A 25,940-nucleotide genomic window follows, 5' to 3' on the forward strand; every position below is an offset into this window, starting at 1 on the left:
GATCACAGCCCACAGGGCATCGGAAATCTCGTTGGCACGCAACACAGGGACAGTCTCGAGCATCCAATTGCCAATATTTGGCAGACACGCTCTAGTCCTCGTCCTCCTGGGCCTCGCCGCGCTTGCGGAAGAACTTGAACCCGGGGACGCCCTGGATCGCCTGACGCACGCCCTGGACCTCCTCGAGGAGCTGGTGGATCTCCGGCGACACGGTGTCGAGGGTGGCCAGGATCGGCAGCAGCCCCTCCATGCGCAGGGTCAGCTCCGGGAGGTGGTTCACCAACCCGATCGCGGCGTGAATCTCCTCCTCGGTGAGGTCGTCGACGAAGCGCTGTGCCAGTGGGGCGGCCTTCGTTGCCAGCGGCTCGTACAGACCGATGAGGGTCTGCGCCGACGCGGACGTGTCCCCGGCCGCGGAGACCACGGTGGCCGCCGCTTCCGCAACCGCGTTCGCCCTCGACACCGCGATCTCGGCGCCGTCGCTGATCGCCTCGATGCGGGAAATCAGCACCTCGACCTGGTCCAGGAGGGTGCCGATCCGGCCGGGAAGGGAGACGACGAGTTCAGCGGTATCCGCCGACCACCGGGCGATCCCGGTGACGGTACGCACCAGGTCGCGGGTGCCGAGTTGTACGAGAGCCATCGGCCCATCCTGCCTGATGCCTCACGCACCTCACGTTTCGGTCGTGGCATACGTCTACCTTTCAGAGGCCCGCACACCTGGAAGGATTGGCACCGTGAATGCCGACCGAGCAGCACACACAGTCATCGATTCACCGATCGGCCCCCTGACGCTGGTGAGCGTCGACGGGGTGCTGAGCGGCATCTACATGGTCGAACACCGGCATCATCCGAATCCCGCGACGTTCGGGGAGCGCGACACCGCAGGTTTCGACGAGACCACCACCCAGCTCACCGAATACTTCGACGGTCGGCGCACCGAGTTCACCGTCCCGCTCGCTGCGCGCGGCACCCTGTTCCAGCAACGGGTGTGGGACGCCCTGCGCACCATCCCCTATGGCGAGACGTGGACGTACGGTCAGCTGGCCGACTCACTCGGCACCCCGACCGCGGTTCGAGCGGTGGCGGCGGCGAACGGCAGAAATCCGATCAGCATCATCGTTCCGTGCCACCGCGTCATCGGGAGCAACGGCAACCTGACGGGGTACGCGGGCGGGCTCGACCGCAAACGGTTCCTGCTCGAACGCGAAGCGGAACGGGCGGGGCTCCGGCTGAGCTGATGACCCTGAAGCCGTTCGAAGACGTCGTGGCCGAGCACGGGCCGACGGTGCTGCGGGTCTGCCGGGCCGTCGTCGGTCCGGTAGACGCCGAGGACGCCTGGTCGGAGACGTTCATCGCCGCGATGCGGGCGTATCCCGACCTGCGTCCCGGGAGCAACGTCGAGGCGTGGCTGGTGACGATCGCGCACCGGAAAGCGCTCGACCACATTCGTGCGCGCGACCGGCGGCCCGTCCCCACCGACGAGCTTCCCGAACAGACCACCGACCGCGGACTTCCCGGCGGTCACGACCCCGAGTTGTGGAACGCGGTCGGCGCCCTGCCGATGAAGCAGCGGGCCGCGGTGGCGTATCACTACCTGGCCGGGTTGCCGTACGCCGAGATCGCGGTGATCCTCGGCAACTCCCCGGACGCGTCGCGGCGGGCCGCCGCCGACGGCATTGCCGCGCTACGCAAGACCCTCTCGATCTCTGTGAGTGGAGACATCACATGAACATCCCCGACATCGTCTACGCCCTGTCCACGTCGGACTCCGCGGTCGAGCAGAATCTGCGCGAGCGGCTCGCCGCCCTCGCCGCCGAGGCAGGGCTCCTCGACGTCGCGTACCGGACACTCGACACCCCCGTCGGTTCGCTTCTGCTTGCCGCCACCGATCGCGGGCTGGTGCGGGTCGCCTTCCCGAGCCAGGATCACGACGCCGTACTGCAGACCCTCGCCGAGCAGATCAGTCCCCGGATCCTGCGCGCACCGGCCCGGCTCGACCGGGTGGCCCACGAGATCGACGAATACTTCCTCGGCGAGCGCACAAGCTTCGACATCCCGCTGGATTTCAGGCTGTCCAAGGGATTTCGGCTCGAAGTTCTTCATCATCTTCCCGAGATCGACTACGGGCACACCGCAAGTTACGCCGCGGTCGCGGCGGCCGCGGGCAGTCCGAGAGCAGTGCGCGCGGTCGGAACGGCCTGCGCCCTCAACCCGCTCCCCGTCGTGGTTCCCTGCCACCGGGTGGTCCGCAGCGACGGCAGTATGGGCCAGTACGCGGGTGGGCCGGAGGCCAAGTCGATTCTGCTGACATTGGAGGCAGCGGCATGACTACCTTGACGCAACGCGTGGACGACTTGGATTGGCAGGGTCTCCACACCGAGACCGATGCCGCGGGATGCGCGCAATCGGAGCGGATCCTGACCGCCGAGGAGTGCGGGCAGATCGCGGACATGTACGAGGAGGTCGGGCGTTTCCGGTCGACCGTCGACATGGCCCGGCACCGTTTCGGCTCGGGACAGTACCGGTACTTCGACTACCCGCTACCGGAGGTCGTGGCCGAACTCCGTGCCGCCTTCTACCCGAAACTGCTTCCCGTGGCACGGGACTGGGCGGCCAGGCTGAGACATCCCTCGCCGTGGCCGGACACCCTGGACGAATGGCTGGGCATGTGCCACGACGCCGGTCAGAAACGGGCGACGCCGATCCTGCTCAGCTACCGGGCGAACGATTGGAACGCGCTGCACCGCGACCTCTACGGTGACCTGGTGTTCCCGTTGCAGGTGGTGATCGGCCTCGACCGTCCGGGAGTGGACCACGAGGGCGGGGAGTTCATGCTCGTCGAGCAGCGGGCCCGCGCGCAGTCCCGGGGCACGGTGACGACGCTGCAGCAGGGGCACGCGCTGATCTTCACCACCAGGGACAGGCCCGTGCGCTCGACCCGCGGTTGGTCGACGGGACCGGTACGGCACGGTGTCAGCACCGTTCGGCGCGGCACCCGCCGGACCCTCGGCCTGGTCCTGCACGACGCCGAGTAGCCGTGATGTCCGCCTTGATACCCCGGCCCCGAACTGTGGTGGCGCCCGGCGCCGTCCACGTCCCCGACTGGCTCACGCTGGACGAGCAGCGCCACCTGGTTACCGAATGCCGGCGCTGGGCCACCGCACCGGTCCCGATGCGGGCCGCGCAACTGCCGACCGGACACCGCATGTCGGTGCAGACGGTGTGCCTCGGCTGGCACTGGAAGCCGTATTCCTACTCGCGCACCGCCGAGGACGCGGGCGGTGGCCGTGTCGCGCCGGTGCCTGATTGGCTGGTCGAACTCGGCCGTCGGGCGGTGAACGAGGCCTACGGGCAGCCCGCCGACCGGTACACACCTGATGCGGCGCTGATCAACTTCTACGACGTCACCTCGAAGATGGGCATGCACCAGGACAAGGAGGAACGATCGGACGCACCCGTCGTGTCGTTGAGCATCGGCGATACGTGCACATTCCGCTTCGGCAACACCACCACCCGCACCAAGCCGTACACCGACGTCGAGTTGCTGTCGGGCGACCTCTTCGTGTTCGGTGGCGAGTCGCGCTTCGCGTATCACGGCGTGCCGAAAGTGTTTCCCGGCACGAGTGATCCGGACTGCGGACTGACCAGGGGCCGACTGAACATCACGCTGCGGGTGACGGGACTCGAGGACGCATGAGAGTCCAATTGGCGTACCGAGGCCCGTTCACCCATGCGCCGCTGTGGGGCGCGCTTCGCGCCCACACCGTGACCGGGCTCGAGCGACACGACCCCGACGGCACCCACACCCGGGTGGTGAACGGTCCGCACGGGCCCGCGCTGGTGTCCGTCGTCGTCCGTCCCGCCGACGGGTACGTCGAGGCGTACCTGACACCAGCGGATCCCGGAGACGTCGAGGCGCTGACCGCCGCGGTCCGCCGCTGGCTCGACCTCGACGCCGATCCGGTGCCGATCGACGCCGCGTTGAGCCGCCACCCGCAACTGGCTTCGCTGGTGGCGCTGCGTCCGGGTCTGCGGCGGCTGGGGAGCGTGGACGGGTTCGAGACAGCGGTTCTGACCGTTCTCGGACAACAGGTTTCGCTGGCGGCGGCCCGGACGTTTGGCAGCCGACTCGTGTCCGCGTACGGCCGGCCCGTCCACGACGGATTCTTCGCGTTCCCAGAACCGGAGACCTTGGCGGCGCTCTCACCCGAACAGTTGCGCTCGACTCTCGGCCTCACCGGCGCCCGGGCAAGGACGGTGCTCGCGCTGGCCGACGCGGCGTCCGACGGACTGAGCCTCGGCGCGGACACCGATCCGGCGGAGTTCCGGGCCGGTCTGCTCGCACTCCCCGGCATCGGTCCGTGGACGGCGGACTATCTGACGGTGCGGGTGCTGGCCGACCCGGACGCGTTCACACCCGACGACCTCGTCCTCAAACGCGCGCTGGGTGTCAGCACCGGCAGGCAGGCAGCGGAACTCGCCGAGTCGTGGCGACCGTGGCGGGCCTACGCGCTGTTCCACCTGTGGACGGACGAAGCTTATTAGTCCTTGGCCTTCGCCAGCGCCGACGGCCACCAGATTTTCTTGCCGATGTCGTGGGAGAGCGCCGGGACGAGGATGCTGCGCACGATGATCGTGTCGAGCAGCACACCGAACGCGACCGCGAAACCGACCTCGGCGAGGAACACCAGGGGCAGCACGCCCAGCACCGCGAACGTCGCGGCAAGCACGACACCGGCCGACGTGATGACACCACCGGTCACCGCCAGTCCGCGCAGCACACCGGATTTGGTGCCGTGCTCCTCGGTTTCCTCGCGGACGCGGGTCATCAGGAAGATGTTGTAGTCGATACCGAGCGCCACGAGGAACACGAACGCGAACAGGGGGAACGCCGGATCCGCGTTCGCGAAATGGAAGACGTGGGTGAAGAACAGGCCGCACACCCCGAGGGTGGCCGCGAACGACAGGACCACGGTGGCGATGAGGATGATCGGCGTGAGCAGGGCTCGGAGCAGGAGCGACAGCACGACGAAGATGACGACGAGAACGATCGGGATGATCAGGTTCCGGTCGTGCACCGACGCCGTCTGCACATCGAGAGTGGTTGCCGTGCTGCCACCGACGAGCGCATCGGCACCGGGCACGGCGTGCGCCGCGTCGCGCAGTCGTTTCACCGTCTCGAGGGCTTCCGGGGAATCGTACGAGTCGGCGAGGGTCACGTTGACGACCATGCGTCCGTCGATCGGTGCGGCCGTGAGGAAGTCGGGTGCGCACCCCTGCCCGGCCGCCGAGGCCACCGCGGCAGGGTTGGACTTGACGAGTGCAGACAGTTTCTCGACATCGACCTGCGGGCACACCGCGCCGGGATCCGTCGACACCCCGTCCACACCGCTCACGGCCGCGATGACCGCGTCCGTCTGATCGGCATTGGTGACGATGACGGCGGGCGCGCCGGCCCCCGGATCGAATTTGGAGTCGTACAACTCCTGACCGACGACGGCGTCGGGGCGGTTGGTGAAGTTCTCCGACGACGACAGTCCGTCCGTCTTCAAACTGCCGATGCCGACCAGGAACAGCACGGCCAGCAGCACCGTCGTACCGATCCAGAGGGAGCGGTCCTTGCTTCCGACCTGGGCGGCGATCTTGCCCCACAGACCGTGTGTGGTGAGGTCGGCGGCCTCGTCCACCTTCGGTTTCCGCGGCCAGAACACCCACCGCCCCGCCGCGGACAGCGCCACGGGAAGGAACGTCATCATCACGAGATACGTGCACGCGATGCCGATCGCGGCGACCGGACCGAGGCTCTTGTTGGAGTTCAGTTCGGAGAACGTCAGGCACAGCAGGCCGAGGATGACGGTGACCGCCGACGCGGTGATGGCGGGGGCGGATTCCTTCCACGCCTTGACCATGGCGTCGAACCGGCTGGGGTAGAAGTGCAATTCTTCCCGATATCGGGAGATCAGGAGGAGCGCGTAATCGGTGCCGGCACCGATCACGAGGACGAACAGGATGCCCTGACTCTGTCCGGTGAGCGTGAGCACCTCGGCCTTGGCGAGGAAGTAGATGACCATCGATGCCAGGCCGAGCGCGAGAAGTGCCGAGAAGAGCGGGAAGAACCACAGCACCGGGGAGCGGTAGACGACCAGCAGGATCAGGACGACCACGAGCAGTGCGGCGCCCAGCAGTGCACCGTCGAGCCCGGCGAACGCGTCGATGAACGCCACCAGGAGACCACCGGGACCGGCAGGAAGGACCTCGAGCCCGGCCGCCGCGTTCTTCGCGGCCGTGAGGACATTCTCCTCGGTCGCGGCGAGCACATCGCCGGCGACCGCCGTGCCGTCCTCCTTCGCGACGAGGGGAACGAAGATCGATGCCGTGGTGCCGTCCTGGGAGAACTGGGTCTGGGCCATGCCTTCGGCGTCGACGCCGTCGACTGTCGCGATCGCGTCACGCGCCCGGGCGACGGCGGTCTTGTCCTGCTCGGTGAGTGGGGAGTCGCTGTGGAACAGCACGAAACCGGGGATGGTTTCGACGGTGAGGAACTTGGACGATTCGTTGGTGACGATCGTCGATTCGGCGGAACTCGACAGGTAGGCGGCGTTGTCGTTCTTCTGGACTTCGGTGAGCTTGCCCTGGAAGGAACCCCCGAATCCGCCGGCGAAGAACGCGATGATCGCGATGGCCACGATGGTGAACGCAGGCCAGCGGAATCGGCGCGGCGTCTCGCCGCTGGTGCTCGAGTCCGTCGAATCCAACTTCGTCATGGGTTCTCCTTCGCCGCCCCCGGCCAGCAGTGCGTCCCAGTACACCATGTCGAGCGCACCCGCGACACCGGAAATCCGCGCGTGTCAGGCCTCGTCGGAGGTTTCGGCGTAGCAGTCCCGCACCGCCACATCCATCGGGAACCGCACCCGCGTCTCACCGAACAGCAACCGGGTGGCTACCTCGACCGCGCCCAGAACGTGCCGCGTCGCCGACTCGGGGTCCCGGGTATGCACCATCACCTCGTCGTGCTGGAAGAAGACGAGTTCACTGTCCGGGTCGTCGGCCAGCCGGCGCCGCAGGTCCGCGAGCACGCACAGCGCCCACTCGGATGCCGTGGCCTGTACCACGAAGTTTCGGGTGAATCGGCCGCGCGACCGTGCATCGCCATGTGACCAGAAATCGGCGGATGGTGGTGGGCACGCCCGGCCGAGCCACGAGTGCACGACCTCGCCGCGTTCACCGGCGCGGGCCGCCCTTTCCACATATTCGACGGCGACGGGAAAGCGGGTGCGCAGCAGGGTGAGCAGGGAACGGGCCTCACCCGCGGTGGCGCCGTACAGAACACCGAGGATCGCGACCTTGGCCTTGCCTCGATCGCCGTCGAAGGTCTCCGCCGCGACCGGTGCGTACAGGTCGTCGGCGCCCGCGGCGGCGACCATGCGGGCGTCCCCCGACATGGCGGCCAGGATGCGGGGTTCGAGTTGGCCGGCGTCGGCGATGACGAACGTGTGACCGGGGTCGGCGATCACGCTCGACCGCAGCGGTTTCGGAATCTGCAGTGCGCCGCCGCCGCGGCTCGCCCAGCGGCCGGACACCACACCGCCGGGAACGTAGACGGGCCGGAACCGGTCGTCGCGGACCCAACTGTCCAGCCACTGCCAGCCGTTCGTGCTGAACAGCTTGGACAGATCCCGGTGGCGTAGGAGTAGCGGCACCGCGGGGTGATCGACCTCGCGCAGCAGGTGCTTGCGGGTCGACGCGAGTTCGATGCCCTTCCGGCGAAACGCGTCGACGACCTCGACGTGGGACGCCGGGTTGATGCGACGGCCGAACGCCGCCCCGATCTCCACGGTCACGTCCTGGATGCGCTCCGGCAGGTCGTACCCGGCCGGCCGCGGCCCGAGCGTCGCCTCGAGGAATGCTCGATGGGCGCTGGTGGAGAACGGCAGGCCGTCGACACTCATCTCCGCGGCGGCCAGCGCACCGGCGGACTCGGCGGCCACCAGCAGGTCGAGCCGTGCATCGTCACCGATCGTCTTCCGCTGTTCCGCGAAGTCCGCTACCACCTGCACCGGATCCGTGGTGGGTGCGGTCTCGAACAGGCCGGGACGTTCGTCGACGGGTTCGTCCGGCGGTGGCGCGGGAACACCGTCGCGCATGCTGAGGATGGCATGGGTGAGCGCGAGGTCCTGGCAGCGCCGCACCCGCACCCCGGCCCGCAGCAGTGCCGGGTAGACGGCCGCGGTACTCGTCCAGACCCAGCGGGGGTGCTCGGTGGCCTCGATGTCGCGGACCGCGGCCGCGACGTCGGAGTGAGGACGTGGCGACTCGATCGGAACTCCCGCGGGATCGGTGCGAACGGTCGTCGCGCCACCGTCGGCGTCGGGAACCAGGACCATTCTCACGGGCTCAGTCTGCTCCGCGTCACCGACAGTCGATAATCCGCCGTCGGGCGGGGGTAAACCCGCAGGTCGGCACTACACTGAACGCAGACGCTTCTCGCCGGAAGGAGGGGCATCCGATGGCAACCATCGAAGAGTTCGAGCAGACGGTGACCGACAAGGTGATCGCCGGACTGCACGACAAATTTGCGGACTACGAGCGCCGGGGAGTCGGACTCGCCGAACTCGGCGACCCCGATCGGTTCGTCGAACGGATCCTGGCGGCGGTGCCCGCCCCGCATCCCTGGTACGAACAGTTCGGCACGGCCTGGTCGTCCACGCCCGCGTGACTTACGTCCCGGCTGCGTCCACCGGTTCGGGTTCGCTCTGCGCCTTGTGGCGGCGATGCAGACCCTTGCGGTCGTAGAACCGGGTGATGACGGCACCGAAGACGAGGCCGATGAGGAGTCCGGCGAGGGTCATCCACACCGCATGGATGAGCCCTGCATCGCCCGCGGCGCCGAAGAACATGATGGCGCGCACCCCGATATAGATCTGGTGCATCGGTTCGAACTCACCGAGCCAGGTGTACAGGCGCGGCGCCGCCTCGAGCGGGATCGTGCCGCCCGACGAGGGCAGCGCCAGGACGACGAACACCAGCAGGTTGATGAGCAGGCCCAGGTTGCCGAACGCGGCCATCACGGACATCGCCGTGATCCCCACCGCGGCGATCGCGAAGGCGCCGTACTCCCACAGTGCGAGCGGATCGGTGATCGGCAGGCCGAGGGCGGAGCTGATCCACAGGTACAGACCCGACACGATCATCGCGAGCAGAACCATCACCGCCCACTTGATCAGCAGGGTGTTGAAACGTGAGATCGGGACCGCATCGTTGTGCAGGTACAGCGGCCCGACCTCGGTCGGAGTGAACCCGAGCATGCCGTCGATGAGGGTGCTCGCGATGGTCGCACCGGTGAAACCGGCCAAGACGATCAGGAGCGCGTAGTAGAACGCCGCCAAGCCGAAACCGGTGCCGTCGGGCAGCGGGTTGTGGGCCACGACCCGCACGTCGATGGGGTCGTCGAGCACGAGCCGGCTGGCCCCCGACAACTGGAGGTCGGGTGCCGTCGCCTGGAGTTGCTGCGTCACCTGGGTGGTGAGCTGCTCGCCCATCGTCTGGTTGGCCTTGTCCATCGCCATCTCACCGATGTTCTGGACGAGGTTCGCGCTGATCGTGCCGGCGCGGGGGTTCGTGTAGATCGTGATCACGGGACGCTCGACGTCTCCGGGAATCACGCTCGCCTGCGCGAGGATGAACGTGCGCTTGGTGAAGTCGCTCGGGATGACAATGGCGCCGTAGATTTCCCCGTTGTCCAGTGCGGACTGGGCCTGCGCGATCCCGATCTGCTGAAGTTCGACCTTGTCCGGATCGACACCTTCGACGAGCCCGGCGGCGATCTGGTCACCGAAATTCTGCTGCTGCGGCGGATTGGAATTGGGCATGGTGTCGCCCTCGTCCTGATTGACGAGGGCGATGGGGAAGTGGTTGAGGTGCTTGGGGGGATTGAGCATTCCCCCCATGTACAGCGCGGCGAGCAGGGACATGACGACGGAGACGAGGAGCAGGGGCGCGATCCAGAAGCGCGGTGTCCGGAGCACACTCATCTCGTCTGCACCGCTGGTTTCGTGCGCCATGTCCCCTCGCCTCCTGCCGTGTGGTCACCGGGCCGACCCGCGGATCGACCAGCCGGATCAAGAGTAGGCGGTGGGACCGCTCAGCGCGCTGCCGTCACCTCGAACCAGGCGTCGAGTGTCGGCTCGCCGACGAGGTCCACGAGGTCCACCTGCACGCCGTCCGCCCGCCACCGTTCGACCAGCGCCATGACGCGTACGGAGTCCATTCCCTCGTCGAGGAGGTTCGCGGAATCGTCGATCTCGGCGACCGGGACGTCGAGCACGTCGGCTACGTCGGCGCGGATTCGGTCGCGGGTCGGAACTGTGCTGGGAGCGGAACTCACTATCATCCTCCGGTGCGTCGTGCGAACCACGGCCCGTTGAGCCGATTCGACGACATGGGGTAGGTTGCTGGGTTAGTGAAGCCTAAGCATAGTTGCTCTCCACGCAAACGGCGAAACGGAGAGCTGTTGCAACCGAATGTGAATGGATGGCAATGGCCGGATTATCGCGATATGCAATCGACTTGACCCCTCTACGGACGAGTCGCGAGTTCCGATACATCTTCATTGCCCGCACGATTTCCATCTTCGGTCTGGGCCTGCTGCTGGTGGCGGTGCCGCTGCAGGTGTACGACATGACGAATTCCACACTGGCAGTGGGCGCGGCGAGCATCGTCGTGGGCTCCTCGGTGTTCATCGGCACCCTGTTCGGCGGCGTGATCGCCGACCGGTACGACCGCAGACCGGTCATCTCCCTCGCCCGTGCCGCGGCGGGCGTGGCGTTCGCGATCCTCGCGGTCAATGCGTTCCTCCCCACACCCCAGTTGTGGATCATCTACCTGTGTGGCGTGATCGAGGGCCTGGCGGGCGGTATCTCCGCGACCGCGCTGATGGCGGTGATCCCGTCGCTGCTCCCCAAGGACAAGATGGCCGCCGCCGGTGCCCTGATGACCGTGATGGCCGACCTCGGCACGGTCGCGTCGCCTGCCATCGGTGGTGTGATCATCGCGGCGACATCTGTGGGCACCAACTACGTTCTGGCCGCGGTGTCCTCGGGAATCACCGCATACTGCATCGCCCGGCTGCCATCGCTGCCGCCACCGGTCAAGAACACCGAGAGTCCGCTGCGGTCGATCGCCAGCGGATTCACCTATGCCGCCAAGGACTCCGTGGTCGGCGGGACGCTCCTGGTCGGATTCTGCGCCATGATGCTGACCGGCTGGAACGTGCTGCTGCCCGCCTACGCGAGCCAGGTCCTCCACGCCGGACCGGCGGCCACCGGACTGCTCTACAGCGCCCCCGCCGTCGGCGCCCTCACCGGATCACTCACGAGCGGCTGGACGGGAACGGCTCGTCGCGGTGGCCTGGTCGTGTTCCTCGCGGCCATGATCGCGTCGGCCGGGCTGATCGGCGTCGGCGCCGTCCCGATGATCGCGGTCACGTTCCTTGGACTCGCCGCGCACGGCTTCGGCCGCGTGCTCGGCGACATCCTCCGGTATGCGGTCATCCAGACCGAGACCCCCGAGGAGTACCGCGGACGCGTCGCCGGCGTGTGGGGTGCCCAGATCTCCACGGGCTCGGCCGCCGGAGCGCTCGTCGCCGGCGCCGTCGGCGCCGCCGTGGGGCCGCGTGAGGCGTTCCTCCTCTACGGGGCGGGCGGCCTCGTGGTGCTGGCGGTGCTCGCGCTGACGTTGAAGGGGTTGCGCACCTACAGCAGTGCCGCTGCCGAAGAGGACGACCTCTCGGCAGCGGCACAGTGACGCGGTCAGTTGGGAACTAGCTGGCCTGAGCGTTGTTCGCGGCCTGCGACAGCTGCGGGAGCAGCTTGTCCAGCAGCCACGGCACGCTGAGCACGTTCGGCGAACTCGACGCGAACACCAGCGGCGGATCGGTCAGACCGACGTAGGCGTTGTCGCGCACGGCCTTGACCCCGGCGAACAGCGGGTTCGACTGCACCTCGTTCTGCAACTCGGGCGACAGGTACCAGGCGAGCAGCACGTCCGGCTTGTACGTCGGCAGCAGTTCCAGGCTGACGGGAGCCGCGAACTTGGTCTGGTCACTGCTCTCCCGCAGCTGCTGGGCGAGCGGATCGACCGTGAAACCGAGGCTTGCCAGCATCTTCAGGCGAGGATCGGTGTCGAAGTAGAAGTTGTACGATCCCGGCTCGGTGCCGCTACCGAATGCCACCGTCTTCCCGGCGAACTCGGGGTGCTGCGACTTCGCCTGCGCGAGGGTGTCCTGCGTCTGGGTCACCAGTGCCTCGGCCTGTGCCGACCGGCCGAGGGCCTTGCCGACGGTCGTGATCTGGTCTTCCCAGCTGGTCGCCCAGCGACGCTCCGGGTACGCCACGGTGGGGGCGATCGCCGACAGCTTGTCGAACTGCTCCTGGTTCACGCCCGAGTGCACGGCCAGGATCACGTCGGGGTCGAGTGCCGCGATCTGCTCGTACGGCATCTCCTTGCTCGACGCCGTCAGCAACGTGGGTTCCGCGTTCGGGTCGAGCTCTTCGAGCTTCGCCCGCGACCACGGCAGCAGGCCGTCGTCGGTTCCCGTGTCCGACTTCATGTTCTGCACGGCGACGGGCACGACGCCGAGCGACAGTGCCGCGTCCTCGCTGCCCCAGCCGAGCGTGACGACTCGCTGCGGAGCCTCCGTGATCTCGGCGGTGCCGAGCGCCGACGGAATCGACACGGGGAAGGCCGAGGCGTCGGCCTGTCCGGTGGCGGATCCCGCCGCGTCGGTCGAGTCGGAATTCGACTCGCTGCAGGCACCCGCGAACAACGCGGTTGCCGCCATCATCACGATTCCGGCTCTACGCCAGTATCTTCCGGACGTTTTCATCGATCTCCCTGTTCTCTGTTGATGGGGTTCATGCGCGAGCCGAACGAGGCGAGAGCCTCGTTCACGACGGAGCCGACTTCGCCGATCCAGCGAGGCTGAGTCATGTCCTTGTGCTCGCAGTCGAGGTCGTGGTTGACGATGGTGCCGTTCAGGAATGGCTGCCACAAGTCGTACGTCGCCGCGGTGGCAGGATTCCTGGCCGCAGTGAAGAAGAGCATGTCGGAGTCCACGACGATCTGTGAGGGTTCGGATTCGAGGCGCACGGCGTTCGCGAAGTTGTCGATCATCGCGGCTGGTGTGTGCTCGTTGATCCCGGCGAGGGCGCTGCCCTCGCCGCGCAGGATGTCGATTACCTGCTGCCGGTCGAGGCCACCGCCGCGGTGCGGCTCGGTGTTGGAGGCGAGGAGCGGTTCCGGGTCGTAGCCGACCATGTAGAGCAGCGCGGCGAGCGCGTCCTGCTCTGTCGGCATCGAGGCCCACGCGTCGGACGGGAAGGAGTCGAGCAGGACGAGCATGCCCAGTTCCTCACCCTGGTTCTGCAGGGCACCGGCGATGGCGTGCGCGACGACGCCGCCCAGCGACCACCCGAGGAGGTGGTACGGGCCCTCTGGCTGCACAGTCCGCATGTGCTCGATGTATTCGGCGGCCATGTCCTCGAGCGTTTCCGGCGGCCGCTTGGACGTCGACAGGTTGGAGGCCTGCACGCCGTACAGCGGGTAGTCGTCGTCGATGTGCCGCAGCAGGCCCGAATAGCCCCAGCTGATTCCGCCGGCCGGGTGGAAGCAGAACACCGGTGGCTTCGACCCCTCAGTGCGGAACGGCAACAGGACGGCCAGCGCGTCGGCGTCGTGATCGTCGTCGAGCCGGCCGGCCAGCTGGGCCACGGTCGGCGCCGCGAACAGCGAGGCCACCGTCGCGGTCACGGACAACCGCTTCGAGATCGCGCTCATCAGCCCGGCCGCCATCAGCGAGTGGCCACCGAGGTCGAAGAAGCTGTCGTCGATGCCGACCCGCTCGATACCGAGCGCCTCCGCGAACAGCTGGCACAGCACCTCTTCGCGCGCCGTGCGGGGCCCGCGCTCGGACACCTGCAGCGAGAGGTGCGGCACGGGAAGCGACGACTGGTCGAGCTTGCCGTTGGGAAGGGTGGGGAACTCGTCGACGGCGATGAACGCGGCCGGGATCATGTAGTCCGGCAACCGGCTTGCGGCACGGCGGTGCAACTGGTCGGGGTCGATCCGCCCGCCCGGCACCGACGTGGCGTACGCGACCAGCCGCTGATCGCCCGGGCGGTCCTCGCGGACCACGACGACGATGTGCTCGACGTCCGGATCGCCGGACAGCACGGCCTCGATCTCGTTGAGTTCGATGCGGAATCCGCGCACCTTGACCTGCGAGTCGGCGCGGCCGGTGAAGTAGATCTGACCGTCCCGGCCCCACCACACCACATCCGACGTCCGGTACATGCGACCGCCCGACTCGGCGAATGGGTCGGCGATGAAGCGTTCCGCCGTCTTGGGGCTCTGGTTGCGGTATCCCCGGGTGACGCTGTCGCCCGCGAGATACAGCTCGCCGGACACGCCCGGTGGCACCGGCCGCAGCGCGTGGTCCAGGACGTAGGCGTGCTTGCCCGGATCGACGACGCCGATGGGGACGGGACCTTCGTGTCCCGGTTCGACGAGGGCCAGGGTGGCGTTGACCGTGCACTCGGTGGGTCCGTACGCGTTGAACAGCCGGCGTCCGGGTGCGTACCGCTCGATCAGCTGAGGTGTGAGCTTCTCGGCGCCGAGCATCAGGTCGACGCCGTCCGGGATGGGATGCTCCGGCGGGAACGCGGCGGCGAAAGACGGTGGCACGCCGACGAAGTTCACGTCGTGTTCGTTGATGACGCGGGCGAGCGGTTCACCGGGGACACGGTCGGCGTCCGTCGCGACCACCAGCGTTCCGCCCGAGAGCACACCCCACATGATCTGCCAGAACGCGAGGTCGAAGCTGATGGACGAGAAGTGGAGCGCACGGGTGCTGTGGTCCATGCCGATCACGTCCGACTGCAGCGACAACAGGTCCGCGATGCCCCGGTGGGGGACGACGACGCCCTTGGGCACGCCCGTCGAACCGGACGTGTAGATGAGATACGCGGCGTCGTCGAGTTGCAGCGACCTGCTCCGGTCGGCGTCCGTGGGAGCCGTGACCGGCTGGGCGTCGAGCAGGGCCTGCAGGTCCGGATCGTCCAGGTCGAGGAGCGGCACGTCGGTGCCCAGCGGGGTGCGGTCGGGCACACCGACGGAGGAGGTGAGAATCGCGACCGGTGCGCCGTCGGCGAGCATGTGCGCGATCCGGTCGACCGGGTACGTCGGGTCGACCGGAAGGTACGCGGCACCGCTCTTCAGCACCGCGAGAACACTGACGATCAGTTCGGCGGAACGGTCGAGGGCGATCGCGACCACGTCGCCGGGGCCGGCGCCACGCGAGATCAGCAGGTGGGCAATCCGGTTCGCTCGCTCGTCGAGCCGCCGGTAGGTGAGGGAGACCGCGGGCCGCACACTCGCGCCGACGGCGAGGGCCTCGGCGTCGGGTGTCTCCGCTACCTGCGCCGAGAAGTACTCGTCGAAGGTGCGGGCCGGGATGGAGTGCTCCGCGTGGGACCATTCGCCGAGTACCCGGCCCCGCTCCTGCGGGGTCAGGATGTCGAGCCGGGCGATCCGCTGCTCGTGGTGCTCGACGAGGCGCTCGATCACCACGGCGAGGCGGTCGGCGAGGGATTCGACGGTCGCGGCATCGAAGAGTTCGGTGGAGTACTCGAACGTCACGTCGACCCCGCCGCTGTCCGGACGTTCCTGGAAGCGCAGCGCAAGATCGAATTTCGCGGACGTCGCGTCGAGCATCCGCACGGCGGCGGTGGTCCCGTCGAATCGCTCCGCCGCGCCGCCCTGCTTCCAGTGCGACAGCATCACCTGGAACAGGGGGTGGCGGGCCGATGAGCGTGGGGGATTGACGAGTTCGACGATGCGGTTGAACGGCACGTCGGCGTGGTCGACGGCGTCGAGGTCGACGGCCCTGACCCGGTCCAGCAGTTCGTCGAACGTCGGGTCGCCCGACACGTCGGTCCGCAGGACCACCGTGTTGATGAAGCAACCCACCATGGCGTCGAGGTCGGGATGACTGCGACCCGCGACGGGCACGCCGAGGGCGATGTCCTCGCCGGCGCCCAGCCTTTCGAGCAGCACGGCCACGGCGGCGTGCACGATCATGAAGAAGCTCGCGCGCCGCTCGGCGGCGAGCGACTCGACGGCCGCGTGCAGCGCCGGCGACAGCGTGCGGTGGACGCTCGCACCGCGGTTGGTGGGCAGGGCCGGTCGGGGGCGGTCGGTGCGCCAGCCCAGTTCGAGCGGCAGACCGGCGAGTTGCTCACGCCAGTAGTCGAGTTGGCCGGTCAGCAACCGCGTCGCGTCGTCCGGGCCCGCGCCGATGCGCTCGCGTTGCCACACGGCGACGTCGGGGTACTGCAACGGCAGCGGCGTGAACCCCGGTTCCCGGCCGGCGCGTCGCGCGTTGTAGGCGAACGCGAGATCGTCGAGGAGCTTCGACTGCGACCATTCGTCGCCGATGATGTGGTGCATCAACAACACCAGCGTGTGCTGCGGTTCGTACAGCACCGCCCGCAGCGGCGGCTGATCGGTGAGCCCGAGACCCACCGTGGTCATCGCCGCGATGTGTCCCTCGATGTTGCCGACGTTGTCGACACGTTCGAGCCGGACCTTCGCATCGGCGGCGGGCAGCACGACCTGGTGCGGAATCGAGTCGACGAGGGGGAACACCGTCCGCAGCGACTGGTGCCGGGTCACGACGTCCGCGAGCGCCGCGGACAGGGCGTCGGGTTCGATGCCCTCCCCGAAGTCGACGGCCAACGCCAGCAGGTACGTTCCGCCACCGGCCGCGCTGTCGAGGAACCACAGGCGTTCCTGCGCCGGTGACAACGGCACCGGCGTTCCCTCGGGGAGGTCCCGCGGGGACGGCCTGCTGGCCGCCACCCGCTCTCCGGCGTCCTCCAACTGGGCGGCCACAGCGGCCACGGTCGGATTCTCGAAGATCGTCGTGACCCGCAGCGAGACACCCAGTTCCGCGGTGATCGCCGACACGAGGGCGGCGGCGAGGAGCGAGTTGCCGCCGAGCGCGAAGAAGTCGTCGTGGACGCCGACCTGCTCGGCGCCGAGCACGGAGGTGAACAGCGGAAGGATCCGGGCCTCGGTGTCGGTCCGCGGTGTGTCGCCGACTTGTCCGAGCCAACGGGGGGCGGGCAGCGCGTCCTTGTCGACCTTGCCGTTGTGGGTCAACGGCAACCGGTCGAGCGTCACCAGTGCGGACGGCGTCATGTACCCGGGAAGGGACCGGACGAGGTGCGCGCGCACCTGCTCCTCGACGGCGTCGTGCTCGGCACCCGGCCGGGGCACGACGTACCCGACGATCCGCTGGTCGCCGCCGGCCTGCTCGTGCACCGTGGCCACCGCCGCCTGCACGTTGGGCACCGCAGTCATGGCGGCGGCGATCTCGCCGAGTTCGACACGGTAACCGCGCAATTGGATCTGGTCGTCGACGCGGCCGTGGTAGTGGAGAGCGCCGGTCGCGTCGTACCGTGCGAGGTCGCCGGTCCGGTACATGCGCGTCCCGTCCGGTGCGAACGGGTCGGCGACGAACCGTCCCGACGTCAGGTCGGGACGCCCGAGGTAGCCCGGGGACAGTCCGGGACCGGACACGTAGATCTCGCCGGTGACGCCGGACGGCACTGGACGCAGTCCCGGTCCGAGGACGTACGTGCGGAGGTCGCCGAGCGGAACCCCGATGTCGACCACGTCGGCGGCGGTGACCTTCGTGGCGGTGACGTGCACGGTGGTCTCGGTGATCCCGTACATGTTGACCAGCTCGGTTCCCGCCTCCGGACCGGTCGCGGCGAACCAGGCTCGCAGGACGGCAGGATCGAGAGCCTCACCGCCGAACACGACGTACCGCAGTCGCAGCCGGTCGAACGAGTCCGCGCGGACGAGAGCGTCGACGAGATGCCCGAACGCGGACGGCGTCTGGTTCAGCACCGTGACACCCTCGTCGACGAGAAGGGCGGCGAGGTCGGACGGTGACGTCAGGGTGGCCTCGTCGACCGTGACGAGGCGGCCGCCGTGCAGCAGCGCACCCCAGATCTCCCAGACGGAGAAGTCGAACGCATACGAGTGCAGAAGGGGCCAGCAGTCGTCCTCGGTGAACGTGAACCATTCGCGGGACACGTCGAACAGCCGCATCACGTTACGGTGCGGAATCGGCACGCCCTTGGGCACACCGGTGGATCCGGACGTGTAGATGATGTACGCGATGTCGTCCGCGCGCACCGAATTCTCGAGGTCGGTGACGACCGACGGTTCCGCGTCCTCCTCGACTCGGGGGAGGTCGCCGAGCAGATCGGCGGATCCGATTCCCAGCGACGGCTGCGCATCCCGCAGGATGAACCGGGCGCGCTCGGCCGGGGACGACGGATCGATCGGCAGGTAGGTCGCGCCACTGCGGAGAATCGCGAGGATGGCGACGATCAGATCGGTGCCGCGGGGCAGGCTCACGGCCACGACCGCGCCGCGCCCGGCGCCGGCCGACCTCAGCTGCCGGGCCAGGGCGGCGCTGCGGTTCGAGAGTTCCCGATACGACAGATCGTTCACCGCGACGCGGTCCGGGTGGGTGCACACCTGGGCGAGGAAGGCGGTGACGATGCTGTCCGGAAGCACCGCTGCCATGCCGGGGGTCCGGTCGAGGCCGGCCGCCGACCGCCACAGGTGCAGTTCGTCGGGAGCGCAGACGTCCACCACGGAGACGGGTTCTGCTGCCACGGAGATGGTTCGGAGGTAGTGCGCGAATCGGATTGCGTGCTCCCGGATCTCGTCGTCCGTATAGACCTCGGGATTTCCGGCCCATTCGAGCGTGAGCTCGTCCCCGGCGCCCGAGACGGAGATCACCACGTCCTCCACCGGACCGGTGGCAAGCTGATGCACCGCCCCGAACGTGGGACCGAAAGCGATTCTGGCGGCGAACGGTTTGACGTTCACCACCGCTCCGCCGGTGGCGCGGCTACCGGCGTCCCGGACGCGGTGGAACGGTCGCGTCTCGGACAGCGCGGTGGCCACCCGGCCGATCACGTCGCCGAACGTCGGTCGTGCGTCGAGCGGAATCCGGAGCGGCACAATGTTCGTGGCCGTCACGGGCGACGCCAGCTCGATGCCCTGACGTGCCAGAACCGGAACGCGGAGCTGAATGTTCTCGGCCCCAGTGTGGGCGCCCAGGTATGCGGCAGCGGCCGCATAGACCGTTTCCGCCCACGTGGTCGCCTGCGCGGTGGCGGCCTCGCGCAGAGTCCTCGCCACTCCGGGTTCGATCGGGATCGTGTGCCGATGGGGGTCGGGGGCGGCCCGGCGCACCGTGTCGCTGAAGCCGACCGGACGCGAGGCGGACTGCGGCGCGCCGGTGTCCGGGGCCGCCGCATCGAATTCCCGTGCGGCCCGGACGTGCGCCCGCAACGGCGGGAACTTGGCCGGCCGGGGTTCGGTGCCCGCGAGCCGGGCCGCGTACAGCGCCGCCACGCGGCGGGTGAGCAGCGAATACCCGTACGCGTCGAGCAACACGTGCGGGGCGCGGAGATACCAGAGCACACCGGATTCGGTCGTGATCAGTGCCGTGCGCACGAGGGGAGCGGAGTCGAAGTCGAGTGGTCGGCGCACGTCCTCGCGCATCCACTCCACGGCAGCAGCCCGGTCCAGTTGGAGACGTTCGAGATCGGGTGCGTGGCGACGGTCGTGCACCTGGACGACGTCGGCCGAATCGGCACCGGGTTCGGCCTCGAAGCGGACCGAGAGCACCTCGGCTTCCTCGGTCACCGTGCGTACTGCCGCGGCGAGAGCTTCGATGTCGACGGGGGCGGCGACCTCCACGTATTCGGCCGTGCTGAAGGCCGACCGGGTCGGGTCGAGATGGTGCCCGGCCCACAGCTCGCGCTGGGCAGCGGTCAAGCAGGCGTCGGCCGTGTCCTCGCCGGTGGCCGCGGCGGACGGTGACGAAATCGAAAGGGACATCTAACAAGCGCTCCTGATGCTGTCGTCGTGCGGGCGTGCTCGGGCATGCAGCTACTCGACGTGTCAGGTTAGCCTAACCACATACCCAGTGGTGGGGTCAGCCGACTTCGAGCGGGGAGAGCGCGGAGACCAGCGCATCCGTGGTGGTCACCGAACCGCAGCGCTTCGCCGCGTAGGTGAGCGCCATGAGATGCTCGTCGCGGCTGAAATCCGTAGTCGCGTCGGAGACCAGGAACGGCTGAACGTCCGACATGAACGCCTCGGCGGCGCTCAGCATGCAGCCCATGTGCGTGTAGACGCCCGTCACGATCAGCTGGTCACGACCGTGGTGGCCGAGCAACTGCCGGAGGTCGGTGCGCTGGAAGGCCGAGTACCGCCACTTGGTCACCTGTATGTCGCCCTCGCGGGGGGCGAGCGGTTCGACCACTTCGGTGTCGCGACCCGAAGTCAGTCCGGGGCCCCAGAAGTCGGCGAGGATGCCGCGACGCGACGGATGCTGGTCGCCCGGCTGCATCGTGTAGATCACGGGAATCCCGGCGTCAGTGCAGAGTTCGCGGATCCGGACCATGTTTGCCATCGCGGTCGACATCGGCTCCGACTGCACGTCGTATGCGTCGATGAAGTAATTCTGCATGTCGTGGACCAGCAGTGCGGAACGTCGTGGGTCGAGGCGCCAGGTCACCTTCGATTCGGGGACCTCGTGGATCTCCGGGATCGAGTAGGTCGAAATGGACGGGATGGCCATATGGTTCCTCACTGTCGGTCTTGTCGACGCCTGGACGTGTGCCGCACGGATCTCGGTGAACGACAGCGTTCCGCGTCCCCCAGCTCTCGCGCATTCGGTTAGGCTAGCCTTTGCTACCTGCGTCTGCAATCGCCAGGTGTGCGGGTCTGCGGCGCACAGTAAGGTGACTGACTGGTGGGGGCCAGGTGCCGGTCTCCCGTGCCGGAGCCGCTGACCAGGAGAGACTGTTGACCACGCTGCTAGTGCTGCTGCTGATCGTCGTCGTGATCGTGGGCATCGTTCTGATCCTGCGGAATCGGGGCGGGAAGAACTCCGCTCGTGCTGCCAGGGTCGATCCGCTCGCCGACTACCCGGAGGTCTATGACCCGTACAAGATCGGGGTCGGCGACATCATCACGTACGCGGGAATCGACCACGTCGTGCGCGGAACCATCACCCTCGACGAAGAGGGGTACATCTGGCACGAACACCTCCTCGACGGGTCGACCGGTCAGCGATGGCTGACCGTCGAGAACGACGAGGGCAACCTCGAGATGACGCTGTGGATGCGCCGCGAGGGCACGGGGCTCGAACCGAACGGTGATGTGATCCTCGACGACAGGGTGCACCGGCAGATCGAGCGCGGCACCGCCTCGTTCACCGCCGAAGGAACCACCGGAACCGCACCCCAGGGCGTCGTCGACTACGCCGACTACGAGACGGCCGACAAGACCGGCCTGCTGTCCTTCGAGCGCTGGGCGCGGACGCAGTCGTGGGAGGTCTCCACGGGGCGCGCCGTCACGCGCGGTGAACTCACCGTGATCCATTCCGGTCCGTCGCAGTGACACTGCACGTTCTCGACATCGAGTCGCGCGATGTGTCTGCCGAGGCGCTCGGTCTCGTCGTGAACGCCGAAACACCCCTTCCGCTTGCCGAACTCACCATCACGCACGGTGACGACCGAGTGACACTCGCAGTTCTCGGGGCATCGCATGCGGTGACGGCATCCGCTGCGGGCAGCCGGATCACCGAACAGGTGTCGTGCGACGCGGTCCGGGCCGGCGGCAGGCCACTGCCGGTATCCGACAGCGCGAGCGGGTACCGGTTCGACTCGACCACCGACACCGTCGACCGCATCCACCTGGAGCAGACCGCCGACTGGCTGCGGCGCCAGGCCACCGAAGTGGTCGGGTGGATCTGCGGGGCGTTCCCCGGCGACCACACCGCACTGACAGCGCTCACGGCAACGCGTGAGGATACGGGCGGATGGGCCTGGCAGACCTGGCATCTGTACCCGGGAGACAAGGGTGGGGTGATCGTGAAAACTCGAAGCAGGTGGCAGCCGTGACCCCGTTCAGTGCGCGCGTGCGGCTCGCCCCGATGCTGCTCCTCGTTTTTGTCGCGACCGCGTGCGGCGGCGGCGTCCGCGACTACATCGCCGACACCTACGCCCTGCAGAACACCGCAGGCGAGGCGAAGACGTACACGTCCACCGATCCAGTGGGGACGACCGTCTCGAACATCGTAGCCGAGGAGGAACCGGCGGCGCGGAAGGCCGACGGCGGCAGCGAATACCTACGCTACGACGACGACATCGTCACGGTCAGCGCCGGACCGGGTGGCGGCAGCCTCGTCCGCGTCGAAGACATCGACGGACGCTACCGAAGCGGCGGGTTCGCCTATCTGGGGCCCGGTTTCAACCCCGGTTCACCGGCGGGCGGCGCCAGCGGCAGCGGCGGATCCGGGAGCGCGAAATGACAGAGAACACTCGACTCGGGAGAAGCGCGTGAACACCACCTACACGGCGGCAGCAACGGAAATCGGCAGCGTCGACGTCGGAATGCTCGCCGTCGGCATGCTCGGCACCCTGGCGTATTTCGTCATCGGCATTGCCGTCCTCGGAGTCGGCTTCGCGGTACTCGACCTCGCCACCCCCGGAAATCTCCGGCACCAGGTGTACGTCGACAAGAACCCCAACGCGGCAATCCTGCTGGCGTCGAACCATCTCGCCCTCGCCGTCGTCGTGGTCACTGCGATCCTCACCAGCTCCGACGGATTCGCGCAGGGACTCGCCGACTCCGCGGTCTACGGCCTCTTCGGTGTACTGCTGCAGGTCATCGCGCTGCGGCTCATGAATGTGCTGCTTCCCGGGCAACTCGTCGGCCTGGTCGGGAACCCGCAGATGTGCGGTGCCGCATGGGCGGTCGGTGCGAGCCTCTTCGCCATCGGCCTCGTGAACGCCGCCGCACTCACCTGATCTCGTGACGACCACAGCGGCAGAGCCGAATACCTCCACCACCCGAGCGCTCGGCGGGCGGGCCAGGGCGTTCCTGCTCGCCGCGGTGGCCGCGTGTGCTGCGTGCGGGCTGATCTACGAACTGGCCCTGCTGACACTGTCGGTCAGTCTGACCGGCGGCGGGATCACCCAGACGTCGCTGATCGTCGCGGGGTTCGTGGCCGCACTCGGGGTGGGTGCCCTCGCCGCCAAGCCGCTGCTCTCCACCGCGGCCGCGTCGTTCGTGGTCGTCGAGATCGTCCTCGGACTCGTCGGCGGGTTCAGTGCGGTGACGCTGTACGTGACGTTCACGTTCTTCGGTTCCAGCGCAATCGTTCTGGTGCTCGCCACCGCACTGATCGGTGTGCTGGTCGGCGCCGAGGTGCCGTTGCTGATGACGCTGCTGCAATCGGGCCGCAGCGACACCGACGCCGAGAGCACCGGAAAGGTCCTGGCAAACCTCAACGCCGCCGACTACGCAGGCGCCCTGGTCGGGGGCCTGCTCTGGCCGTTCGTCCTGCTGCCGATCGCCGGAATGATCCGCGGCGCCGCAATCACCGGCATCGTCAATCTCGTTGCCGCCGCGGTCGTGGCGCTGATCCTGCTGCGGTGGCAGCTGAGTCTGCGCACCCGATTGCTCGCCGTCGTGGCGCTACTCGTCGCCGCCGCGTGCATCGCGGTGCTCCTGGTGCGCGCCGACGGCATCGAGACCACGTCGCGGCAACGTCTCTACACCGATCCGGTGATTGCCGCGGAAAGGTCGCAGTACCAGGAGATCGTGGTCACCGAGCGTGGGGGAGACGTGCGGCTCTTCCTCGACGGCGACCTCCAGTTCTCCAGCGTCGACGAACATCGGTACACCGAATCGCTGGTGTACCCAGCGATGGCGGACGACCCGAAGCGGGTACTCATCCTCGGCGGAGGCGACGGCCTCGCCGCACGAGAGGTCCTGCGACTTCCCGGGGTCCAGGAGATCGTGCAGGTGGAACTCGATCCAGCGGTCATCGAACTCGCGAACACCCGGCTGTCGGGGCTGAATCAGGGAGCATTGCAGGACCCGCGCGTGCACGTAGTCCTCGACGACGCGTTCCGGTGGCTACGCGACGCACCCGAATCCGGATTCGACGCCGTCATCGTGGACCTCCCCGACCCGGACACCCCGGCGCTCGGGCGCCTGTACTCCACCGAGTTCTACGGTCTCGCCGCCGCCGCACTGAACCCCGGCGGACTGATGGTGGTGCAGTCGGGAAGCCCCTATTCGACGCCGGACGCGTACTGGCGCACCACGTCGACGGTCGCGTCCGCGGGTCTGGCCGTCACCCCGTATCACGTGCTGGTGCCGAGCTTCGGGGACTGGGGTTACGTCCTCGCCCGGCGCGGACCCGAACCACCGGCCCTGCGCCTACCCCGTGACGTCCCCGAACTGCGCTTCCTCGACGAGCCGACCCTCGCCGCGTCCGCGATCTTCCCGCGCGACCGTCCCCGCCGCGAACTCGAGCCCTCGTCCCTCGACCGCCCGCGCATCGTCGACGACATGCGGAAGGGCTACGAGCGCTGACGCGCCCGTGAGTACTTATTAACCGCCGGGCGTTAATAAGTACTCACGGGTCAGCGCAGCAGATTGCCGAGCGCGCGGGCGGCGTCGACGACCGCTGAACGCCGTCGCGAACCTGTTCGCAGCATGCGGGCTGTACGGTTTCACGTTCTTCCTGCCGCAGATCGTCAAGCAGATGGATCCGAGCTACTCTGCCACCAACATCGGATTCCTCGGCGCGATCCCGTTCGTGGTCGGTGCTGCCGGAATGCTGCTGATCAGCCGTTACTCGGATCGAACGGGCGAGCGGAAGCTCGTCGTCATCGGGCTGATGATCCTGGCCGCTGTCGGGTTGTTCGGTACCATCCTCTTCCGGCACTCGCCGGTGCTGGCGTTGACGTCGCTGTCGATGGTGGCGGTCGGTGTGCTCGGATACATGGCGCCGTACTGGGCGATGGCGGCGCAGGTGCTCACCCGGGCGGAGACGGCCGTCGGTCTCGCGGCCATCAACACGATCGCCGCGATGGGCGGATTCTTCGGCCCGTACGTCATCGGAAAGAACGCCACCGCCGACAACGTCACCATCGGCCTGAACTTCCCGATCGGGTGCCTGCTGATCTGTGCCGTCATGCTCGCGTTCCTGAAGATCCCGAAGAAGGAACCGGTCGAACTGGAAGAAGCAACTGCATCATCTAGTTCATAGATATACTAAAAGCGGAGGTGGCGGGCGCTGGGCCCGCCGCCCGCTGGCGATAGGGTTCCTCCATGACCGATGACGCAGTGCCGGCGCCCGTCGAGGTGCCCGACAGCCTCGACTTCTGGTCGTTCATCGAACTGGCGAACAGGCGCCTGAGCACGGAATACGGCTCGACGCACGAACTCGCCACCCAGGTCCTCCTGACGTTGAACCGCGCGTCGAACGTGGTGACATACGACCTGGAATCGTCGATCCACCGTCCGCGTGGCCTGTCGTGGTCGGCGTTCCGGCTGATGTTCGTGACGTGGCTGGCCGGACCCGTCGAGTCGAAGACTGCGGCCAGGCTCACCGGTATGAGCAGGGCTGCCGTCTCGAATCTGACGAAGACGCTGGTCGGTGGTGGTCTGATGGAACGGACCCCGGACGAGCGGGACGGCCGGTCCGTCCAGTTGTCGCTCACCGAGAAGGGCCGGAGTGAGATCAGTGAGATCTACCGTGAGCAGAACGAGCGGGAACATGCCTGGGCGAGTGTTCTCACCGAACCGGAGCAGCGCATTCTCGTCATGCTGCTCGACAAGCTGATCACCAATCGCAGCCAGTTCGACGTGCGCGGGCGTAACTGACCCAGCTGTGCCTCCCTGAAAATCTGTGCTTGCCATCACGCCTACAATTTAGTTAATGTGTTTACTACTACGAACACGCACTTCTAGGGAGGCCGGTC

The 25,940-nt window shown here is 67.8% G+C and carries 23 protein-coding genes; 15 read left to right on the plus strand and 8 right to left on the minus strand.

Going from position 1 to position 25,940, the window contains the following annotated elements; translation table 11 throughout:
• Window positions 1–91: 91 nt before the first annotated feature.
• Window positions 92–643: a ribulose 1,5-bisphosphate carboxylase large subunit gene (locus tag ACFWAY_RS08135; protein WP_378458847.1), complete on the minus strand. Its 552-nt coding sequence runs from the start codon at window positions 641–643 to the stop codon at window positions 92–94.
• Between the two features lie 94 nt (window positions 644–737).
• Here ACFWAY_RS08135 and ACFWAY_RS08140 point away from each other — a divergent pair, with 94 nt between their 5' ends.
• The 6 genes from ACFWAY_RS08140 to ACFWAY_RS08165 are packed head-to-tail and all read left to right on the plus strand — an operon-like array spanning window position 738 to window position 4,548.
• Window positions 738–1,241: a methylated-DNA--[protein]-cysteine S-methyltransferase gene (locus tag ACFWAY_RS08140; protein ID WP_378510398.1), complete on the plus strand. Its 504-nt coding sequence runs from the start codon at window positions 738–740 to the stop codon at window positions 1,239–1,241.
• Window positions 1,241–1,732, plus strand: coding sequence for an RNA polymerase sigma factor (locus tag ACFWAY_RS08145; RefSeq protein WP_378458845.1), 492 nt, complete (start codon window positions 1,241–1,243; stop codon window positions 1,730–1,732). Before ACFWAY_RS08140 ends, ACFWAY_RS08145 begins: the two co-directional genes overlap by 1 nt.
• Entirely contained in the window at window positions 1,729–2,331 is a 603-nt protein-coding gene (locus ACFWAY_RS08150) for a methylated-DNA--[protein]-cysteine S-methyltransferase (protein ID WP_378458844.1), read from the plus strand. Before ACFWAY_RS08145 ends, ACFWAY_RS08150 begins: the two co-directional genes overlap by 4 nt.
• Entirely contained in the window at window positions 2,328–3,038 is a 711-nt protein-coding gene (locus ACFWAY_RS08155) for a 2OG-Fe(II) oxygenase (protein WP_378458843.1), read from the plus strand. Before ACFWAY_RS08150 ends, ACFWAY_RS08155 begins: the two co-directional genes overlap by 4 nt.
• Before the next feature lie 5 nt (window positions 3,039–3,043).
• Window positions 3,044–3,700, plus strand: coding sequence for an alpha-ketoglutarate-dependent dioxygenase AlkB family protein (locus tag ACFWAY_RS08160; RefSeq protein ID WP_378510399.1), 657 nt, complete (start codon window positions 3,044–3,046; stop codon window positions 3,698–3,700).
• Complete coding sequence (locus ACFWAY_RS08165) at window positions 3,697–4,548, plus strand: DNA-3-methyladenine glycosylase family protein (protein WP_378458841.1); 852 nt, start codon at window positions 3,697–3,699, stop codon at window positions 4,546–4,548. Before ACFWAY_RS08160 ends, ACFWAY_RS08165 begins: the two co-directional genes overlap by 4 nt.
• Here ACFWAY_RS08165 and ACFWAY_RS08170 read toward each other — a convergent pair.
• Window positions 4,545–6,767, minus strand: coding sequence for an MMPL family transporter (locus ACFWAY_RS08170; protein ID WP_378457174.1), 2,223 nt, complete (start codon window positions 6,765–6,767; stop codon window positions 4,545–4,547). The two genes, ACFWAY_RS08165 and ACFWAY_RS08170, sit on opposite strands and share 4 nt — an antisense overlap.
• Window positions 6,768–6,851: 84 nt before the next feature.
• Window positions 6,852–8,387 (minus strand): bifunctional 3'-5' exonuclease/DNA polymerase, encoded by a 1,536-nt coding sequence (locus tag ACFWAY_RS08175; RefSeq protein WP_378510488.1) that lies wholly within the window; start codon window positions 8,385–8,387, stop codon window positions 6,852–6,854.
• 122 nt (window positions 8,388–8,509) lie between these two features.
• Here ACFWAY_RS08175 and ACFWAY_RS08180 point away from each other — a divergent pair, with 122 nt between their 5' ends.
• Complete coding sequence (locus ACFWAY_RS08180) at window positions 8,510–8,719, plus strand: hypothetical protein (RefSeq protein WP_011595096.1); 210 nt, start codon at window positions 8,510–8,512, stop codon at window positions 8,717–8,719.
• Between the two features lies 1 nt (window position 8,720).
• On the opposite strand, the gene ACFWAY_RS08185 is transcribed toward ACFWAY_RS08180, so the two are convergent.
• Both ACFWAY_RS08185 and ACFWAY_RS08190 read right to left on the minus strand, forming a co-directional pair.
• Window positions 8,721–10,064, minus strand: coding sequence for a YhgE/Pip domain-containing protein (locus tag ACFWAY_RS08185; RefSeq protein ID WP_378457173.1), 1,344 nt, complete (start codon window positions 10,062–10,064; stop codon window positions 8,721–8,723).
• A gap of 80 nt (window positions 10,065–10,144) precedes the next feature.
• Window positions 10,145–10,393, minus strand: a complete 249-nt coding sequence (locus tag ACFWAY_RS08190; RefSeq protein ID WP_037205604.1) for a phosphopantetheine-binding protein — start codon at window positions 10,391–10,393, stop codon at window positions 10,145–10,147.
• A 146-nt stretch (window positions 10,394–10,539) separates the two neighbouring features.
• On the opposite strand from ACFWAY_RS08190, the gene entS reads away from it, so the two are divergent.
• Window positions 10,540–11,805 carry an enterobactin transporter EntS gene (gene entS, locus ACFWAY_RS08195; RefSeq protein ID WP_378510400.1) on the plus strand — a complete coding sequence of 422 codons (1,266 nt, stop codon included), beginning with the start codon at window positions 10,540–10,542 and terminating at the stop codon, window positions 11,803–11,805.
• Window positions 11,806–11,821: 16 nt separating this feature from the next.
• Here the strand turns inward: entS and ACFWAY_RS08200 are convergent, their stop codons facing one another.
• The 3 genes from ACFWAY_RS08200 to ACFWAY_RS08210 form a co-directional block, all read right to left on the minus strand.
• The gene (locus ACFWAY_RS08200; RefSeq protein WP_378457171.1) at window positions 11,822–12,886 is read right to left on the minus strand and encodes an iron-siderophore ABC transporter substrate-binding protein; all 1,065 of its coding nucleotides are present in this window, start codon (window positions 12,884–12,886) and stop codon (window positions 11,822–11,824) included.
• Window positions 12,883–19,989, minus strand: coding sequence for an amino acid adenylation domain-containing protein (locus tag ACFWAY_RS08205; RefSeq protein ID WP_378510401.1), 7,107 nt, complete (start codon window positions 19,987–19,989; stop codon window positions 12,883–12,885). The genes ACFWAY_RS08200 and ACFWAY_RS08205 overlap by 4 nt, the downstream gene beginning before the upstream one ends.
• Before the next feature lie 97 nt (window positions 19,990–20,086).
• Entirely contained in the window at window positions 20,087–20,734 is a 648-nt protein-coding gene (locus tag ACFWAY_RS08210) for an isochorismatase family protein (protein WP_378510402.1), read from the minus strand.
• Between the two features lie 227 nt (window positions 20,735–20,961).
• Here ACFWAY_RS08210 and ACFWAY_RS08215 point away from each other — a divergent pair, with 227 nt between their 5' ends.
• The 7 genes from ACFWAY_RS08215 to ACFWAY_RS08245 all read left to right on the plus strand — a co-directional run bounded on the left by ACFWAY_RS08215 (window position 20,962) and on the right by ACFWAY_RS08245 (window position 25,842).
• A complete protein-coding gene (locus tag ACFWAY_RS08215; RefSeq protein ID WP_378510403.1) occupies window positions 20,962–21,558 on the plus strand; it encodes a DUF4178 domain-containing protein in 597 nt (198 codons plus the stop codon).
• Window positions 21,555–22,061, plus strand: a complete 507-nt coding sequence (locus ACFWAY_RS08220; RefSeq protein ID WP_378457167.1) for a DUF2617 family protein — start codon at window positions 21,555–21,557, stop codon at window positions 22,059–22,061. Before ACFWAY_RS08215 ends, ACFWAY_RS08220 begins: the two co-directional genes overlap by 4 nt.
• Window positions 22,049–22,471: a DUF4247 domain-containing protein gene (locus ACFWAY_RS08225; protein WP_378510404.1), complete on the plus strand. Its 423-nt coding sequence runs from the start codon at window positions 22,049–22,051 to the stop codon at window positions 22,469–22,471. Before ACFWAY_RS08220 ends, ACFWAY_RS08225 begins: the two co-directional genes overlap by 13 nt.
• Window positions 22,472–22,499: 28 nt before the next feature.
• Window positions 22,500–22,970, plus strand: coding sequence for a DUF350 domain-containing protein (locus tag ACFWAY_RS08230; protein WP_378457165.1), 471 nt, complete (start codon window positions 22,500–22,502; stop codon window positions 22,968–22,970).
• Between the two features lie 4 nt (window positions 22,971–22,974).
• Window positions 22,975–24,546, plus strand: coding sequence for a polyamine aminopropyltransferase (locus tag ACFWAY_RS08235; protein ID WP_378510405.1), 1,572 nt, complete (start codon window positions 22,975–22,977; stop codon window positions 24,544–24,546).
• Window positions 24,547–24,640: 94 nt separating this feature from the next.
• Complete coding sequence (locus ACFWAY_RS08240) at window positions 24,641–25,225, plus strand: MFS transporter (RefSeq protein ID WP_378510489.1); 585 nt, start codon at window positions 24,641–24,643, stop codon at window positions 25,223–25,225.
• Window positions 25,226–25,287: 62 nt separating this feature from the next.
• Complete coding sequence (locus ACFWAY_RS08245; protein ID WP_378457163.1) at window positions 25,288–25,842, plus strand: MarR family winged helix-turn-helix transcriptional regulator; 555 nt, start codon at window positions 25,288–25,290, stop codon at window positions 25,840–25,842.
• Window positions 25,843–25,940 lie beyond the last annotated feature (98 nt).

Source organism: Rhodococcus sp. NPDC059968 (assembly GCF_042738615.1).
GTDB lineage: Bacteria > Actinomycetota > Actinomycetes > Mycobacteriales > Mycobacteriaceae > Rhodococcus_F.